The 16947-nt window shown below is 59.2% G+C and carries 14 protein-coding genes; 4 read left to right on the top strand and 10 right to left on the bottom strand.

Annotated features, from left to right (window positions below; all coding sequences use genetic code 11):
• Positions 1-123: 123 nt before the first annotated feature.
• Positions 124-777 (bottom strand): response regulator transcription factor, encoded by a 654-nt coding sequence (locus RX972_RS12480; RefSeq protein ID WP_316875726.1) that lies wholly within the window; start codon positions 775-777, stop codon positions 124-126.
• Complete coding sequence (locus tag RX972_RS12475; protein WP_263268832.1) at positions 767-2293, bottom strand: sensor histidine kinase; 1527 nt, start codon at positions 2291-2293, stop codon at positions 767-769. The genes RX972_RS12480 and RX972_RS12475 overlap by 11 nt, the downstream gene beginning before the upstream one ends.
• A gap of 490 nt (positions 2294-2783) precedes the next feature.
• On the opposite strand from RX972_RS12475, the gene RX972_RS12470 reads away from it, so the two are divergent.
• The 4 genes from RX972_RS12470 to RX972_RS12455 all read left to right on the top strand — a co-directional run bounded on the left by RX972_RS12470 (position 2784) and on the right by RX972_RS12455 (position 7403).
• Positions 2784-3782: a response regulator gene (locus RX972_RS12470; protein ID WP_027901154.1), complete on the top strand. Its 999-nt coding sequence runs from the start codon at positions 2784-2786 to the stop codon at positions 3780-3782.
• 3 nt (positions 3783-3785) lie between these two features.
• Positions 3786-4739, top strand: a complete 954-nt coding sequence (locus RX972_RS12465) for a GGDEF domain-containing protein (RefSeq protein WP_099268999.1) — start codon at positions 3786-3788, stop codon at positions 4737-4739.
• Between the two features lie 52 nt (positions 4740-4791).
• A complete protein-coding gene (aroA, locus tag RX972_RS12460; RefSeq protein WP_316875720.1) occupies positions 4792-6054 on the top strand; it encodes a 3-phosphoshikimate 1-carboxyvinyltransferase in 1263 nt (420 codons plus the stop codon).
• A gap of 422 nt (positions 6055-6476) precedes the next feature.
• A complete protein-coding gene (locus RX972_RS12455; protein WP_316875718.1) occupies positions 6477-7403 on the top strand; it encodes a glyoxylate/hydroxypyruvate reductase A in 927 nt (308 codons plus the stop codon).
• Between the two features lie 155 nt (positions 7404-7558).
• On the opposite strand, the gene argE is transcribed toward RX972_RS12455, so the two are convergent.
• The 8 genes from argE to RX972_RS12415 are packed head-to-tail and all read right to left on the bottom strand — an operon-like array spanning position 7559 to position 16873.
• A complete protein-coding gene (argE, locus tag RX972_RS12450; RefSeq protein WP_316875716.1) occupies positions 7559-8716 on the bottom strand; it encodes an acetylornithine deacetylase in 1158 nt (385 codons plus the stop codon).
• Entirely contained in the window at positions 8713-9867 is a 1155-nt protein-coding gene (locus RX972_RS12445) for an NAD(P)/FAD-dependent oxidoreductase (RefSeq protein WP_027901149.1), read from the bottom strand. Before RX972_RS12445 ends, argE begins: the two co-directional genes overlap by 4 nt.
• Positions 9864-11240, bottom strand: coding sequence for an NAD(P)/FAD-dependent oxidoreductase (locus RX972_RS12440; protein ID WP_122706590.1), 1377 nt, complete (start codon positions 11238-11240; stop codon positions 9864-9866). The genes RX972_RS12445 and RX972_RS12440 overlap by 4 nt, the downstream gene beginning before the upstream one ends.
• Positions 11222-11530 (bottom strand): (2Fe-2S)-binding protein, encoded by a 309-nt coding sequence (locus RX972_RS12435; RefSeq protein WP_099269005.1) that lies wholly within the window; start codon positions 11528-11530, stop codon positions 11222-11224. Before RX972_RS12435 ends, RX972_RS12440 begins: the two co-directional genes overlap by 19 nt.
• Positions 11527-13371 (bottom strand): ABC transporter ATP-binding protein, encoded by a 1845-nt coding sequence (locus tag RX972_RS12430; RefSeq protein WP_316875711.1) that lies wholly within the window; start codon positions 13369-13371, stop codon positions 11527-11529. The genes RX972_RS12435 and RX972_RS12430 overlap by 4 nt, the downstream gene beginning before the upstream one ends.
• Position 13372: 1 nt before the next feature.
• Positions 13373-14248, bottom strand: a complete 876-nt coding sequence (locus RX972_RS12425; RefSeq protein WP_122706587.1) for an ABC transporter permease — start codon at positions 14246-14248, stop codon at positions 13373-13375.
• Positions 14245-15201: an ABC transporter permease gene (locus tag RX972_RS12420; RefSeq protein ID WP_316875708.1), complete on the bottom strand. Its 957-nt coding sequence runs from the start codon at positions 15199-15201 to the stop codon at positions 14245-14247. The genes RX972_RS12425 and RX972_RS12420 overlap by 4 nt, the downstream gene beginning before the upstream one ends.
• A gap of 34 nt (positions 15202-15235) precedes the next feature.
• Entirely contained in the window at positions 15236-16873 is a 1638-nt protein-coding gene (locus RX972_RS12415; RefSeq protein WP_099269008.1) for an ABC transporter substrate-binding protein, read from the bottom strand.
• Positions 16874-16947 lie beyond the last annotated feature (74 nt).

Genomic DNA, 16947 nt, shown 5'->3' with positions numbered 1-16947 from the left:
CCCACAGGCTCTTCATGAACCTGAAGCCGTACGAAAATCCGTGGGAGCGAATTTATTCGCGAAGGGTCCGGTACATTGGATGTATCTGTGCCGTCAGGAATGCGGCCCAGACCAGGTACCACATCACTTCCCCAACTCCAGCGTCTCGGCCATGCGCACCAGCTCCGCAAATGACTTTGCGTTCATTTTCTTCATGGCATGGCCGCGGTGGATTTTGACGGTGATTTCGCTCAGGCCTATTTCACCGGCGATCTGTTTGTTCATCAGGCCTGAAGCCGCCAGGGCCATGATCTCTTTCTCGCGTGGCGTCAGGGTTTCGAAACGAGTGCGTATTTCATGAACGTTCCTGTTGGCCTGCCGACCGCTTTTGTCTTTTTCCAGCGCCGCAGACACTGCGTTCAGCAAGTCCTGCTCACGGAACGGTTTGGCCAGGAAGTCTACGGCACCCGCTTTCATGGCGCGTACCGTCATGGCGATGTCGCCGTGGCCGGTCATGAACACGATGGGCAGGTCGATGTTGGCGAGCACCAGTTCGTTCTGGAAATCCAGACCGCTGGTGCCTTGCAGGCGAACATCGAGTACCAGGCAACTTGTCACATCGGGCCGCTGAAACTGAGTGAAATCGGCCACCGAGGGGAACGTTTCGACCCGCAGGCCGATTGAGCGCAGCAGGCTGCTCAACGCATCGCGCAGGGCTGCGTCGTCATCAACGATGAAAACGATCGGATCGTGGCTGATTTTGACAGCGCTCAGGTTCATCGTGCGGTCATCGTTCATGAGGGGGCTCTGGTTCTCCGGGGAGGGCGAAAAGCAGCACTGCCCCTTCGCCAAGCTTGCTCTGGGCCCAGATCCTGCCGCCGTGTGCGTCGATGATCGAGCGGCAGATAGACAATCCCATTCCCATGCCTTCAGGCTTTGTAGTGAAAAACGCATTGAACAGACGTCCCATGTCGTCCGGCTGAATACCCGGCCCACTGTCGCGCACCTCTACCACTACTTCATTTTGCGACTCATGGTGCAAGCGCACGCTCATCTTGCGTAGCGAGCCCTGATTGCCGCCCATGGCCTGTATACCGTTGATCAACAGATTGACCAGTACTTGCTGCAACTGAATGCGGTCGCCCATGACCCTGGGTACATCGCGGGCGATGTCCTGCACCAGTTCGACCCGGGCGCGTTGGATTTCCCGAGCGACCAGACTCACTGAGTCCTCGATGATTTCCCGCAAGTCCACGGGGGCTCTTTGCGGGTCGGCTTTACGCGACAAGGCGCGAATACGCCGGATCACTTCACTGGCCCTGAAGGTTTCACTGAGAATGCGCTCCAGTGCCTGCGCGGCTTCGGTGATATCCGGTTCTCTGCGATTGAGCCAGCGCAGCGACGCTTCGGCGTTGGTCGTGACCGCCGCCAGAGGTTGATTCACTTCATGAGCAATCGAGGCGGTCAGTTCGCCCAGGGTCGTGACGCGGGTGACATGGGCCAGTTCGGTCTGTGAGCGGTGCAGCGCTTCTTCGGCCTGCCTGGACGCGGTCACGTCCATCAAGGCCCCGACGTATTCGCAGTTGCCGTCCTGATCGTGGGTCAGGTGCGCGAGCATGTGCAGATGTTTGATGCGTCCGTCAGGCATCAGCAGACGGTGCTCGACGCTCAGGTCAGGGGTCAGTTTTCGTGCCTGGGCAATGCAATCCAGCACGAGGGCCAGGTCATCGGGATGGGTTCTTTGCAGGACACGGTCTATGGACGCGTGAGCACCCGCTTCGTACTCGAAAATCCGCTGAGTTTCTTCCGACCAGTGCATCTCCAGATCAGGCACCCGAAAGCCGACGCTGCCGGTCCGGCTCAGACGCTGGGCATCAATCAGAAAAGCTTCGCTGCGACGCAATGCCTGGTGCGCCTCGGCGAGCAGGCAGACCTGCTCCTGTAACCGGTCATTGACCGCCTTGTTGCTGCGCGCCAGCACAGTGGTAATTCCGATTGCGGCGATGCTCACCAGGCAACGGGCGACCGCGGGTAACTCGGCGTCCTGGCCGTGGGTCAGCAAAAAGGAAGTGATCGTCAGAAACAGGCAGCTCAAGGCGACGATAGTCAAACCATGGCGACTGAAAATGTTCACCGACAACAGAATGACCATGACATAAAGCACCGCCACCGCAACGTCCAGTGAAGTCACCGTATCGATGATGAACACCGCAGTGGTAATGGCGACAGCGCCCAGGCGAAGCAATAAGGATGAAGCGCGGGCGTTGGGGGCTGCAGCGGCATGCCCGGCAGGCAACGTAGCGGGTGTATTCATTGGAACGCATCATGTCCTTGAATGCTGGCCGACAACCGCACTGGACAGCTTCTGATCCTTGAATGGGCGCAACGGAAAAACAACGACGACCGCGTGCCAGTGTGGGACGAATTTTAAGCGGCGCCGTTGTTTCAACCTATAGTCAGAATGGTTATTTTTGGAACGCTTGTGCTTTTGCTTGAGCTTCAGCGGGCAGTAATGGCCCGTTGAAGACCCACGAATGTTTGAATCGTGAAATTTTTAAAGGGCCAATTCTCTGGCCGGTTAATTGCAGATTTATCTGCCACTGCCGATGTATGAATACATGACCACAGGTAATGCAGTGTCTGTGATGTTGCGTGAGCGAATGAGCGTATCTATTTGACGCCGATTAAATGATCCAACTGATTGTTTAATAAGGAATGTGTTCAATACGGTTCCATTTCCTCGCGAGTGAAATCAAACCCGCTGATACTTGCGCCAGAACTCTTTTGCAGTGAGAAACAATGCAATGCCGATGATTCCCTTGGTGATTTGCGACGACTCGAACATGGCCCGCAAGCAGTTGCTCAGGGCTTTACCTGCCGAGTGGGGCGTGTCGGTCACGCAGGCGACCAATGGGCTCGAAGGCCTTGAAGCGGTGCGCCGTGGACTGGGCCAGGTCATGCTGCTGGATTTGACCATGCCGGTCATGGATGGCTATCAGACGCTGGCGGCGATTCGCGCAGAAAATCTTGAGGCGAAGATCATCGTCGTCTCCGGCGACGTTCAGGACGAGGCTGTGCGCCGCGTCATGGAGTTGGGCGCGCTGGCATTTATCAAAAAGCCGGCTGATCCCGATGAACTGAAAAACACCCTGACCCGATTGGGCTTGCTGGGTGAGCCTGCGCCAGTCCCTACCATCGCGCCCGCCATGACAGGCGCAATCATCAGCTTTCAGGATGCATTCCGCGAAACCATCAACGTCGCCATGGGCCGGGCAGCAGCCTTGCTGGCCAAGGTATTGGGCGTGTTCGTGCAGTTGCCGGTTCCCACCGTCAACATGTTCGAAGTGGGTGAGCTGCACATGGCGTTGGCCGATGCACACACCAGTGAGCGGTTGACCGCCATCTGTCAGGGGTATATCGGTGGTGGCATCGCGGGCGAGGCGTTGTTGATTTTTCATGATTCGGACATCGCGGACATGGGCTCGCTGATGCATCGCGACTCGGCGGATTACACCGACGAGGAAATGCTCCTCGATCTGTCCACGATTCTGATCGGTGCCTGCCTGAGCGGCATTGCCGAGCAGATCGACGTAGAGTTTTCCCAGGGGCACCCGCAGATGTTGGGTTCTCAGGGCGGGATTGACGACCTGATCCGGATCAACCAGACACGCTGGCAGAAAACCCTGGCCGTAGAGATCAGCTACAGCGTTGAAGGGCATAGCATCAACTTCGATTTGCTCATGCTGTTCACCGAAGATTCGGTAGACCGTCTGACTAAAAAACTTGCGTACTTGATGAGCTGACCCATGAGTAATCAGATCGATATCAAAGAGCTTCATTGGTTACTGACGGTCACCCAGAACATCGACGTGGGGATCGTAGTGCTCGACCGGGACTACCGGGTCCAGGTCTGGAATACGTTCATGGAAAACCGCTCCGGCGTGGTGCCGTATGACGCGGCCGGACAGTCGATCTTCAAGTTGTTCCCTGAGCTCAACCCGATGTGGTTCAGCAAGAAAGTCGACAACGTGATTACTCTGGGTACGCCTGCGTTCACCATCTGGGAGCAGCGGCCATATCTGGTGCGGTTCAAGAACTACCAGCCAATCACTGGCCGGGAAGACTTTATGTACCAGAACACCACGATGTTCCCGCTGCGCTCGACCACCAGCGAGATTACCCATATCTGTCTGGTGATCTACGACGTGACCGACGTTGCCAGTAACCGGCATCTGTTGCAGACGGCCAACAGTGAACTGCAGAAACTTTCCAGCACCGACCGTCTTACCGGCCTCTATAACCGGGGTCACTGGGAAGAGCTGCTCAAGCTTGAATACGCCCGCCATAGCCGATACGGCGCGGTGTCCTCGCTGGTGATGTGTGATATCGACCATCTCAAGCGGATCAACGATACGTATGGTCATCAGGCGGGCGATAAAGTGATTCAGCGTGTCGCTGAGGTCCTGCGTAGCCATATCCGCAATGCAGACATCGCCGGGCGTTATGGTGGCGAAGAGTTTGCTGTCCTGATGCCGGATACCAACAAGGCCGGTGCTGCAGTGTTCTGTGAGCGGCTGCGTCTGGCGGTCGAGGCTGAGACCGTGCATTACGAAGGGCACGCGATCAAGTGCACGATCAGCCTGGGCGCTGCTGACCTCTCCAGGCCGACGACTGATTACAGCACTGTCATTGCGTGGGCCGAACAGGCACTTCATCAAGCGAAGAAAAACGGTCGCAATCAGGCTTCGGTGGACGAATAAGGCGCCGATTGCTGGTAGCATCGGTGTTTTTCCGGCGACGATCACGGACATCATGCGACCACAATCCACTCTCACCGTAACCCCTGTCGACCAGCCATTGATCGGGCGTGTGAGCCCGCCGGGCTCGAAATCCATCACTAATCGCGCGCTGTTGCTGGCTGGCCTGGCCAAAGGCACCAGCCGTTTGAGCGGTGCGCTGAAGAGTGACGACACGCGCGTGATGTCAGAAGCCTTGCGCCTCATGGGCGTGCAGGTTGATGAGCCGGACGACAGCACCTTTGTGGTCACCAGCAACGGCCAGTGGCATGCACCCGGGCAAGCACTGTTTCTGGGTAATGCGGGCACCGCAACGCGTTTTCTGACGGCGGCGCTGGCCAACTTTGACGGTGAGTTTGTCGTTGATGGCGACGAATACATGCGTAAGCGTCCTATCGGCCCACTGGTCGATGCCTTGCAGCGCATGGGCGTCGATGTCAGTTCACCGACTGGTTGCCCACCGGTGGCGATCAAAGGGCAGGGCGGTCTGGCGGCCGGGCGTATCGAAATCGACGGTAACCTGTCCAGTCAGTACGTCTCGGCACTGTTGATGGCGGGTGCCTGTGGCAAGGGGCCAATTGAAGTGGCGCTGACCGGCAGTGATATCGGCGCGCGCGGTTACGTAGACCTGACACTGGCCGCGATGAAAGCCTTTGGCGCTGAAGTCGAGTCGCTCAGCGACACCGCCTGGAAAGTCCTGGCTACCGGTTACAAGGCGACGGATTTTCATATCGAGCCGGATGCGTCGGCAGCCACTTACTTGTGGGCGGCGCAGGCCATCACCGGCGGCAATATCGACCTGGGTGTTGCGACCGAAGACTTCACTCAGCCTGATGCCTTGGCCAGCCAGTTGATCGAGCGTTTCCCGAACATGCCGTCCGTTATCGATGGTTCGCAAATGCAGGACGCGATTCCGACCCTGGCCGTGCTTGCCGCTTTCAACAATCAGCCGGTCCGCTTCGTTGGCATCGCGAATCTGCGGGTCAAGGAATGTGACCGCATCTCCGCCCTGTCCCACGGCTTGTGTGCCATTGCGCCGGGGCTGGCAGTGGAGGAGGGTGACGACCTGATCGTCCACGCCGATCCTCAGTTGGCAGGTCGCACCGTGGATGCGTTGATTGATACTCACGCTGATCACCGCATCGCCATGTGCTTCGCCCTCGCCGGACTGAAAATCGCCGGTATCCGGATTCAGGACCCTGACTGCGTCGGCAAGACCTACCCCGGTTATTGGGATGCGTTGCAGTCGTTGGGGGTCAAGGTTCAGCGGCAGGATTGAGGTTATTTGACTCGAAATGCTTCTCCTGTAGGAACTGCCCCGCTGTCCATGACACCGCGCTGTCTCACGGCAAACATAGGACTTGTAGGAGCGCGCTTGCCCGCGATTCGGTCTGTCAGTCGATGACTCTATCGCCTGTGCTGTCGCTATCTTCCCAGACCAAGCGCTCCTACAGTAAAAAGCATTTAAACCAGATAGTTATTCGTTGTTTGATAAGGGCTGACGAAAGCTGCGAAAGCTGTTTACCAGACAGGCCGCAATTGCAGCCTTCGGCAGCTCCTACAGGTTCATCGTTTACATGCTTGAATCTGTCGCGCCATCTCTTATAAACAGCACGCAACGCCGTAAACGCGGTCCTTTCAGCCAATGCTGCTATGCATCTCAGGCATCATGAATGACACCTTCACGTTCAGGACTCATTCATGGCGTTGCTCTATAAAGCTGATCCCGCAAGGGGCGAGCAGTGGAAGGCTCTGTTTGCCGAACATGCCCCCGATATCGAGTGGCGTGCCTGGCCTGATATTGGCGATCCGCAGGACATCACTTACCTTGCCGCCTGGCTCGCCCCTGATGACGTGCAAACTCTGTTGCCGAACTTGCAGGTGGTGTTTGCCTTGTCGGCGGGTGTCGATCAACTGGATCTGAGCCGCCTTCCCGATACATTGCCAGTAGTGCGCTTGCTGGATCCGGGGATTGGTCGGGGCATGTGTGAATACGCGTGCTTCGCAGTGTTGAGCCTGCACCGGGACATGTTGCGTTATCGGCAGCAACAGATTGAAAACCATTGGCAGGCGCATCGGCTGGTGCCAGCCAGCAAACGTCGAGTCGGTGTCATGGGCCTGGGATTACAGGCGCAACAGATTCTCGCCAGCTTGCAGAATTTCGGCTTCGAGTTATCGGGGTGGGCGCGCAGTGAGCATCAGATTGAAGGTGTCGCGTGTTATGCGGGCAGCGCACAGTTGTCCGCATTTCTGGGGCAGTGCGACATTCTGGTATGCGTACTGCCGTTGACCGAGCAGACCACGGGCATTCTCAATCGCGAGTTATTCGAGCAGATGCCTGAAGGCGCTGCGCTGGTGAACATGGGGCGCGGTGGGCATTTGATTGAGCAGGATCTGCTGCAGGTGCTGGACAGCGGGCAGATCAGCGGGGCAGTGCTTGATGTGTTGCAGCAGGAGCCTGCTGATCCTGCGCATCCGTTCTGGAATCACCCCCAGATACTGCTTACGCCGCATATTGCTGCGATGACCCAGCCTGACAGTGCGTTCCCCGGCCTGCTGGAAAACATTCGCCGCTTCGAGCGTGGCGAGCCGATGCTGGGTCAGGTGGATCGCGGGCAGGGGTATTGATGGCGATTCTACATTGATCTGTAAATACAATCCCTGTGGGAGCAGGGCTTGCCCGCGATAAGGCTGGATGCGATCTAAAGTAAATAGCTTCCAGCCTTATCGCGAGCAAGCTCTGCTCCCACAGGGACATCTCTCCAACAGGAATCGCGATCACATCAACGCATCAACGATCCCAGCAAACCGCCTAAAAATTTCTCCCCGGCAATCATTTGACTGACCTCGATAAACTCGTCCGGCTTGTGCGCTTGCTCGATGGAACCAGGGCCGCAGACCACAACCGGAACATTCAGACGCTGAGCGAACAGGCCGCCTTCGGTACCGTAGGACACCTTGACGCGTGAGGTTTCCGCCGGGACAAACGCTTGCAGCAAACGCACGGCTTCAATGCTGGGATGGGTGTCCAGACCGGGATACTCGTTCAGGGTTTCGATCTCGATGGCGGCCACTGCCGAGACCTTGCGTGCTTCGTGAACGATGGCTTCAGCCTGTCCGCGTAACTGGTCGAGAAACAGTTCTGGATCATCCGCATTGAGATTGCGCAGTTCGAAATCCAGCGTGCAAAGATTCGGCACGATGTTCAGCGCTTTGCCGCCGTCGATCCGCCCGACATGCACTGTGCTGTACGGAATGTCGTAGTCGGCGTCCTGTGCGCCATGTTGCTGCAGTTGCTTTTGACTGAGACGCAGCGAGGCAATGAAATCGCTGGCGAGATGAATGGCGTTGACGGCCAGCGGTGCGAGAGAGGAGTGCGCTTCCTGGCCGCGACAGAAGGTCCGGAAGGAGCTTTTACCTTTGTGACCCAGCGCAAACTGCATGTTGGTCGGTTCACCGACGATGCACAGAAACGGCCGTTGCGGCGCCAGATGCAACACGTCCAGCAAGCGTCGCACACCCACGCAGCCGATTTCTTCATCATGGGACAACGCCAGTTGCAGCGGGCGGGTCAGGTTCAGGTCGGCGGCATCGAGCATGCAATCAATAGCCAAGGCGATGAAGCCCTTCATGTCGCAACTGCCGCGCCCGTAAATCCGCCCGTCGCGCTCGGTGGCCTGAAACGCTGGCATGGTCCAGGCCTGGCCCGCGACCGGCACCACATCTGTGTGACCAGAGAGCAAAATCCCCGGCTGATCTTTTGGTCCGGTGCTGGCGAACAGATTGGCTTTGAGCCCGGTTTCATCCTTGACGATCAGCGCGTCAATCCCTTTGACAGCCAGCAGATCCCGCACGTATTCAATGAGAGCCATGTTGGACTGAGATGACACGGTATCGAATGCCAGCAGGCGGTTGAATATCTCCCGTACACGCGGCTTCATGAGGCTTTGCTCTGTTGATTGCTGGCGCTGGCAAAGCGACGGATATCGAAAGGCGCAATGGAGGTACTGGTGCTGCCGGTACTGAGCAATTCGGCCATCACATCGCCGACACCAGGGCCGAGCTGAAAGCCGTGGCCGCAGAAGCCGAACGCGTAAAACAGGCCATCGACATTGCCGCTACGGCCCATGACTGGCAGCGAATCCGGAAGATAGCCTTCGATGCCGCTCCATACCCGGATGATGTTCAGGTTGGCGACGCCGGGCAATAAACGCCGCATCTGCTGCAATTGATTGATGGTGCTGCGTGGTTCGACCACGGCCCGTTTGTTGACCATGTCCGGCTTGCTGCGAAAGCCACCGCCAATGATGATGTTGCCACGGGGGATCTGGCGGAAATAAATCACCTCCTCGGCGATTTTGGTGAAGACACCAATGACCGTTGGCAGGGCGTAGGGCACGGGTTCGGTGACTGCCATCTGCGGGCCAAACGTTTCCAGTGGCACCGGCTCGCCGAACTGTGTGGACAGCTTTTGTCCCCAGGCGCCCGCGGTAATCAGCAGCTGATCGGCGCTGAACACGCGACCGTCGCGGGTCGTGACTTCAAACTGGCTGCCGACTTTCTGCACCTCGGTGACTTCAGTGCGTTCTTCAATGCGCGCCCCGGCGCGGATCGCTGCGCGGGCAAAGGCGGGGGCCGCCAGGCGTGGATTGGCGTGACCATCGTGAGGCGCATAAGAGCCGCCTTTGACCACCGGCCCAAGGAATGGAAAACGCTGATGCAGTTCGCGGCCACTGTAAATACGCAGGTCCAGCTCGCGGGCTTCGGGTGCTGCGGCATAGGCTTCCAGCTCGGCGATTTCATCCTCGCGATAGCAGACGCGCATGTGGCCGCTCGGCAGAAACTCCAGATCCTCGCCAATCAGCTCCGGCAGACGGCCCCACAAGGCGCGGGAGCGGTTGGCCAGTTCCAGTTGGCCCAGGAAACGACCCTGGCGCCGCACGTTGCCGAAGTTAACGCCGCTGGCGTACTGGCCGATCATGTCGCGTTCCAGCAACGTCACCGACTGGCCACGCTGGCGCAGGAAAAACGCCGTAGCCGAGCCCATGAAGCCGCCGCCGACAATCAGTACATCGGATTTTTGCTGTTTCATGACACGACCTCATCAGTAAGCATCGACAACGGCTTGATCGGTGCCTGTCCACGCTGACGGCCGACCAGCTCCACGGCGACGCCCGCTTCGGCAGCGATCACTTCTGCCCCGGCCTGCGAACAATAACGCCCCTGGCAACGGCCCATTCCCACCCGGCTGAAGGCTTTGGCACGGTTGACTTCACAGGCACCTTTTTCCCGGACTACGCCACGTAGTTCGCCTGCGCTGATCATTTCGCAGCGGCAGACAATCGCTTCGTCAGGCAGCGCCCTGGCTTGTGCCGACGGCCATGGAAAGGCCTCGGCGAGCCCGACCCGGAAGCGATCCATGACCGCCAGCTGGCGCGTTTGCGTTTGCATCACGGCGACATCTACCGGAAGTTTAAGGTCCTGCAGAACTGCCAGCGCCGCCAGACGACCAGCTTGCTCAGCGGCGTCCGCGCCACGAATTTTCGCCCCGTCGCCTGCGGCATAAACACCGCTGACCGAGGTGCGGCCTGCTTCATCGACGTCCAGCAGCCACTGGCTGGAAACCTCGTCGAAGCGCAGGCGGCACCCGGCCAGATCTGCCAGTTGGGTTTCCGGTCGCAGGTGATATCCCAGGGCCACGGCGTCGCAATCCAGCTGTTGCGGGGTGCCTTTGCCGTCCTTGAAGCGCACACCACTGACACCGGCCTGAGCGTCGCCCAGTACCTGCAAAGGCTCGACACCCAAATGGACCGGCACCTTGGCGCTGCGCAGGCGCGCGAGTAGCTTCATCCCTTCGAGCAGCACGCCGGGGCGTGCCAGCAGTTTGGGCGTGGCCATGATCCGCTTGCTCAGCGGCGAGGTGTCCAGCACCGCAGCGACTTCGGCACCGGCCTTCACGTATTGGCTGGCGACCAGATATAACAAAGGACCGCTGCCCATGAACACGACTTTGTGGCCGATGGAAACGGATTGCGCCTTGAGTGCAATCTGCGCGCCGCCGAGGCTGTAAGTCCCGGCCAGTTGCCAGCCGTTGATGGGCATCAACCGGTCAGTGGCACCGGTGCAGAGAATCAGCGCGTCGTAGTTGAGAACTGAATGCTGGCCCTGATGGACGCAGCACAGTTGCCCCTGGCTGAGGTTCCAGACCAGCGTGTCGGGACGGTAGTCGATGTGTTCGCGCAGGCGGTCAAAGCTCTGGTGCAGATCCCGCGCCTTGTCGGCTTCGGAACCGTACAGCGCCGCGTAATCTCGTTTGAAACCTTCAGGCTGACGACGATAGATTTGCCCACCATCGCGGCGATTTTCATCGATCAGGATCGGTTTGATCCCGGCGGCGAGGAGCGTCTGTGCGCAACGTGTACCGGCTGGTCCGGCCCCTACAATGACTACCCGTGGAGTGGCCATGTCGCCTCCGGTTGTGTGGTGACAATATCCAGACCCTCGCGGGCCTCGCTGGAGCAGGCACGCAAACGCTCCCCAGAGCGAGTCCAGACCCAACAGTCCTGACACGCGCCCATCAGACAGAACCCTGCGCGACGTCCCGGATCGAACTCCGACTGGCGCAGCGATACGCCTTGGGTCAGCAGCGCCACCATCAAGGTGTCGCCTTGCAACGCTTCAATCGGCGCGCCATCTACCAAGAGATTCACGGTGGTTCGGTCGCGCTCGCCCAGCCTTACAAAACGCCCGTTCATGCGTAGGCTCCCACGATCATGTTTTCCAGTTCTTGTTGATTTTGCCGCAGTTCGCCGCTGTCCAGATGGCAGAGCACCTGACTGCCACCAGTGATCTCGCGGCGACCCGGCGCGGTGCGGTTGCACAACCCTTCGACGCGTTGCGGGCAGCGGTTCAAAAAGGTACACAGTTCCCGTGTGTTGGTCGGCGCGCTGATGGTTGGCAGCGTACCGCAAGTGGTGGTGCCGCAGGTTTCCAGCCAACCCTGACGCAATTCGGGAACCGAATGCACAAGCAGGTCGGTGTAGGGATGAAACGGTGTCTGGCTGAAGGATTCGCGGCTGCCTTCTTCGACCTTGTGACCGCTGTACATCACCACGATGTCGTCGCACAAGGCCCGGACGGTGGAGATGTCATGGCTGATGAACAGGTAGGAGACACCCAGTTCCCGGCGCAAGTCGCCCAGCAATTCGAGAATCGCTGCGCCGACCACAGTGTCCAGTGCTGACGTCACTTCATCGCAGAGGATCAGGTCTGGTTTGGCGGCCAGTGCGCGAGCCAGATTGACGCGCTGCTTTTGGCCACCAGACAGTTCGCCGGGGCGTCGTTCAGCCATGTCCCGGGGCAGGCGCACCAGATCGAGCAATTCATCGATACGCTCGCGCAAGGCAGCCCCTTTGAGATTGAAGTACATCTTCAATGGGCGGCCGAGAATAGTGCTGATGCTGTGCATTGGATTCAGCGCGGTGTCGGCATTCTGGAAGACCATTTGAATGCGCCGGAACTGATCGTCCGTACGACCGGCCAGATCGCCTGACAGCGGCTCGCCATCAAATCTCAAGCTGCCCCGCGCAGGATCGAGTAACCCGGCTACGACCCGGGCGAGGGTGGACTTGCCGGAGCCTGACTCGCCAATCACGCCAATCGCCTGGCCCCGATTGATGGTCAGATCAATGTCTTCCAGCACGCGAATCATCGGCCTTCCCTGCAGGTCTTTATTGCCATAACCGGCAGACATCCCCGTGATGGTCAGCAACGGCCTGTCTTGTGCAACCTCACTGGCCGGGCGCAATGTTGCATCCGGCCTGGCGGCGGCCAGCAGGCTGCGAGTGTAAGGATGCTCCGGGCCTTTGAGCAGCGCCGCGGTGTTGCTTTGCTCGACGATCTGGCCACCCTTGAGTACCACAATCTGATCGGCCATTTGCGCCACTACGGCCAGGTCGTGAGAGACGTAGACCGCCGTCGCCCCGCGCTCACGCACCACACGCTTGAAAGCGCGCAACACATCGATCTGAGTGGTGACGTCCAGTGCGGTCGTGGGTTCGTCAAGGATCACTAGCAACGGATCGCTGATCAGTGCCATGGCCGCCATGACCCGCTGCAGCTGGCCGCCGGAGACCTGGTGCGGGAAGCGCTGACCAATCTGTTCCGGATTGGGTAGCGAGAGGTCGCGAAACAGTTCGATGGCTTTGGCTTCCAGCGCCGCGCGCTTGCCCAATCCGTGAATCAACGCACCTTCGATCACCTGGTCTATCAGTCTTTTTGCCGGGTTGAATGCCGCGGCTGCGCTCTGTGCAATGTACGAAACCCGATTGCCGCGCAGCCCTTGCAGGATGCTTTCCGGCAAGTCGAGCATGTTGTGTTCGGCGATCTGCACCGTGCCACTGGCCAGACGGCAGCCGCGTCGGGCATAGCCGAGCAAGGCCAACGCAATCGTGGTTTTGCCAGAGCCGGACTCACCGATCAGCGCCAGCACTTCACCTTTTTCCAGGGCGAAGCTCACGCCTTTGACGATCCCAATGTCGCCGCTGTCTGCGCTGGCGACGACTCGCAGGTCCTGGACCTTGATCAATTGGCTCATATCAATGCCCCCCGGAACGTCGGCTGCGCCGTGACGAGAGCCTGTCGATGAACAGATTCACTCCGATCGTCAGGGTGCCGATGGCCAGCGCCGGAATCACGATGGCAGGCGCGCCTTGATTCAAACCGCCGATATTTTCCCGAACCAGCGAACCCAGGTCGGCGTCGGGCGGTTGCACGCCAAGGCCGAGAAAGCTCATGCCACTGAGCAGCAGCACGATGAAACCGAAGCGCAAGCCCAGATCGGTCAGCACCGGATTGAGCATGTTGGGCAGGATTTCCACACAGGCGATGTACAAGCGGCGCTCGCCGCGGGTGCGGGCGACTTGCACGTACTCCAGCGCTTCGATGTTGACCGCCAGACTACGAGCGATCCGGAATGCGCCGGGAGCAAAGCTCAGCACTGCGGTAGTGATCAGCAGCGTGACCGATGAGCCAAACGCGGAGACCATGATCAGCGCCAGCATCTTGCTGGGGATCGAGATAAAAGCGTCCATCAGGCGGCTGATCACTTCATCCAGCCATTTCGGTACGACCACGGCAAGCAGCGCCAGGCTGGTGCCCAGACCGCTCGCCAGCACAGCGGAAATCAGCGCCAGACCGACAGTGAAGCGCGATCCGGCCAGCACCCGGCTGAGCATGTCGCGGCCCAGATAATCGGTGCCAAAGGGGTACATGCCGCTCATGCTGTCGAATACGTTGTTGGACACCACTTCACCGACCGGGTGAGGGGCGAGCCATGGCCCTAACAGCGCCACCAATAGCCAGAAGATGCACACGAACGCGCCTGCCAGCCCCAGCCAGGATGTGCTGTGCGCGACCTTGCCCAATGACAGATCAGCACCGGGTGGCGTCGATTTTACAATGAGGTTATTCATTGGGTTCTCAGCCTCGGGTTGGAGAGAATGGCGCACAGGTCGGCAATCAGCACCAGGCCCAGATACGCTGAGCAGAACAACATGGTGCAGGCTTGAACCAGGGCCATGTCCCGGTTGGTCACGGCGTCGACCATCAAACTGGCGACGCCCGGATAGTTGAAGATGGTCTCGACGATTACCACGCCGCCCAGCAGGTACGACAGGCTCAATGCGATGGCATTGGCAATGGGACCGATGGCATTGGGTAACGCGTGGCGCAACACGATGCGCATCGGGCTGACGCCTTTCAGGCGGGCCATTTCCACGTACGGGCTGTCCAGTTGATCAATGACGGCCGCGCGGGTCATGCGTGCCATTTGCGCAACAATCACGCAGCACAGGGTCATCACCGGCAGTGCATAAGTGCGGATGAATTCCAGAGGGGAGTGGGTATCGCTGGCATAGGACAACGCCGACAACCATCCCAGGTTAACCGCGAAAATCAGCACCGCGAGGGTCGCCACCAGAAACTCCGGTACCGCGACCAGCGCCAGCGTGATGAAACTCAATGCGCTGTCCAGTCGGCCGCCACGGCCCATGGCCGAACCGATGCCCAGCACCAATGCCACCGGGACTGAAACCAGCGCGGTGGCCCCGGCCAGCATCAAAGTGTTGGGGAAGCGGCTGCCAACCAGTTCGGCAACCGGCATGGCGTTGGACGCCGACTCGCCAAAATTGCCACTGAGCAGGTTCATCAACCAGCTCAGATAGCGCACCACACCCGGTTGATCCAGGCCCATTTTTATCCGCAATGCCGCGACCTGTTCAGGCGTCGCGAACTGCCCGAGGGCAGCTTGAGCCGCGTCGCCGGGCAGCACCGCCGTAATGGCGAAGACCACCATGGAAACGATCAGCAGGGTCAGGATCGCAGCGCCGAAGCGCTTGCCGATCAACCAGAGTGTGTTGCTATTCATGGCATTGCTCCGGCAAAGGGGAAACTACCCGCAATCAAGCATCCAGCCAGATCTGCTCGCTGAACATGTAGCCCATGAAGCCGCCGAGCGGGTTACTGCCGTAGCCTTTGATGCGCTTGTCGACGCCGTCGATATTACTGATGAACACCGGTATGCCGATCCCGCAGTGGTCATGAACCAGCGTCTGCATGTCGCCATACATCTTGGCGCGCTTGGCTTCGTCGGTTTCACCGCGTGCCAGCATCAGCAACTGGTCGAACTGCTCGTTCTTCCAGGCCGACTCGTTCCAGGGCGCGGTGGACTGGAAAAATTGCGAGAAGATCACGTCGGCGTTCGGCCGTGGGTTGATGTTGCCGAAACTCAGCGGGTGCTTCATCCAGTGGTTGGACCAGTAGCCGTCACTGGGCAGACGGTTGACGTTGAGCGTCAGGCCTGCCTCCTTGGCGGACTGTTGCAGCAATACCGCAATGTCCACTGAACCGGTGGCCGCAGGCGATGCCGCCACGGCCATCGTAATTTTTTCCATACCGGCTTTTTTCAGGTGGAAGCGGGCTTTTTCCGGGTCGTACACACGCTGCGGCAAATCAGCGTTGAAGTAGCGCGACCCTGGAGAAATTGGCGTGTCATTACCGACGCGGGCATAACCCCGGAACACCGCCGATTTGACCTGTTCGCGGTCCAGCAGGTACTTCATCGCCAGGGTGAAGTCCGGGTTCTGCCCCGGCATCTGGTCCTGACGGATGATCAGGTCTGTGTAGTTGCCCGAGGGGGCATCGAACACGCTGTGCTTGGCACTGGCAGTGATGCGCGCGGTTGAGCGTGGGTTGACCTCGTTGATCAGGTGCACGTCGCCGGACAGCAGCGCGTTGACCCGTGAAGGCTCGTCGCCAATCGCGATGAATTCGATTTCGTCCAGATAGGGCAGGCCCGGCTTCCAGTAGTTCGGGTTGCGCACGCTGATCGAGCGCACGCCCGGTTTGAACTCCTTGACCTTGAACGGTCCGGTGCCGATGCCCTGATTGAAGTCGGTGGTGCCTTCCGGAACGATCAACAAGTGCGATACCGCCAGAATCGACGGCAGCTCGGCGTTGGCGGCGCTGAGGCGGATTTGTACTTCGTTCGGACCGCTGGCTTTGACTTCACTGACCTGAGCCATCAACGGCATGACCTTTGAACCGGTCAGCGGGTCTTTATGGCGGTTCAGCGAGAAGACCACGTCGGCAGGTGTCAGCGGTTTGCCGTTGTGAAACGTAACGTCCTTGCGCAGTGTCACGGTCCACAGGGTGGCGTCGTCGCTTTCGATGCGCTCGGCCAGCTCCATCTGCGGCACCAGATGGGAGTCGAAGCGGGTCAGGCCGTTATAGAACATGAAGTGCCGAACATAGTCGGTGGACAGTGCGCCTTTGGCGGGGTCAAGGGTGTCGGCGGTAGAACTGGACATGCCTGCTACACGAATACGCCCACCGGGTTTGCCTTTGCCAGGCGCTGCCGCTTCGTCGGCGAAGACTTTGCCCGCGGTACCGAACAGACTCGTCGCACCGCTGGCGACGACGCCAGCAACGCCCAGCATGCGTAATGCATCACGACGTGAAAGACCGCGATTGAGCCCTTCGAATACGCGCAGGCTGTCCTGGCCTGAGATCAATGGGGAATCGTCTTTGTTGTCAGCCATATCAGTTCTACCTGTCGATTAAGGGAATGCATGAGTTGCTCACGGTTGACCGGAGCGTCCTTGAAACGCACACA

The sequence above is a fragment of the Pseudomonas syringae group sp. J309-1 genome (assembly GCF_032582135.1).
Taxonomy (GTDB): domain Bacteria; phylum Pseudomonadota; class Gammaproteobacteria; order Pseudomonadales; family Pseudomonadaceae; genus Aquipseudomonas; species Aquipseudomonas quasicaspiana.
The sequence above is the reverse complement of the archived record's forward strand: the minus strand, read 5'-3'. Positions and strand labels throughout refer to the sequence as shown.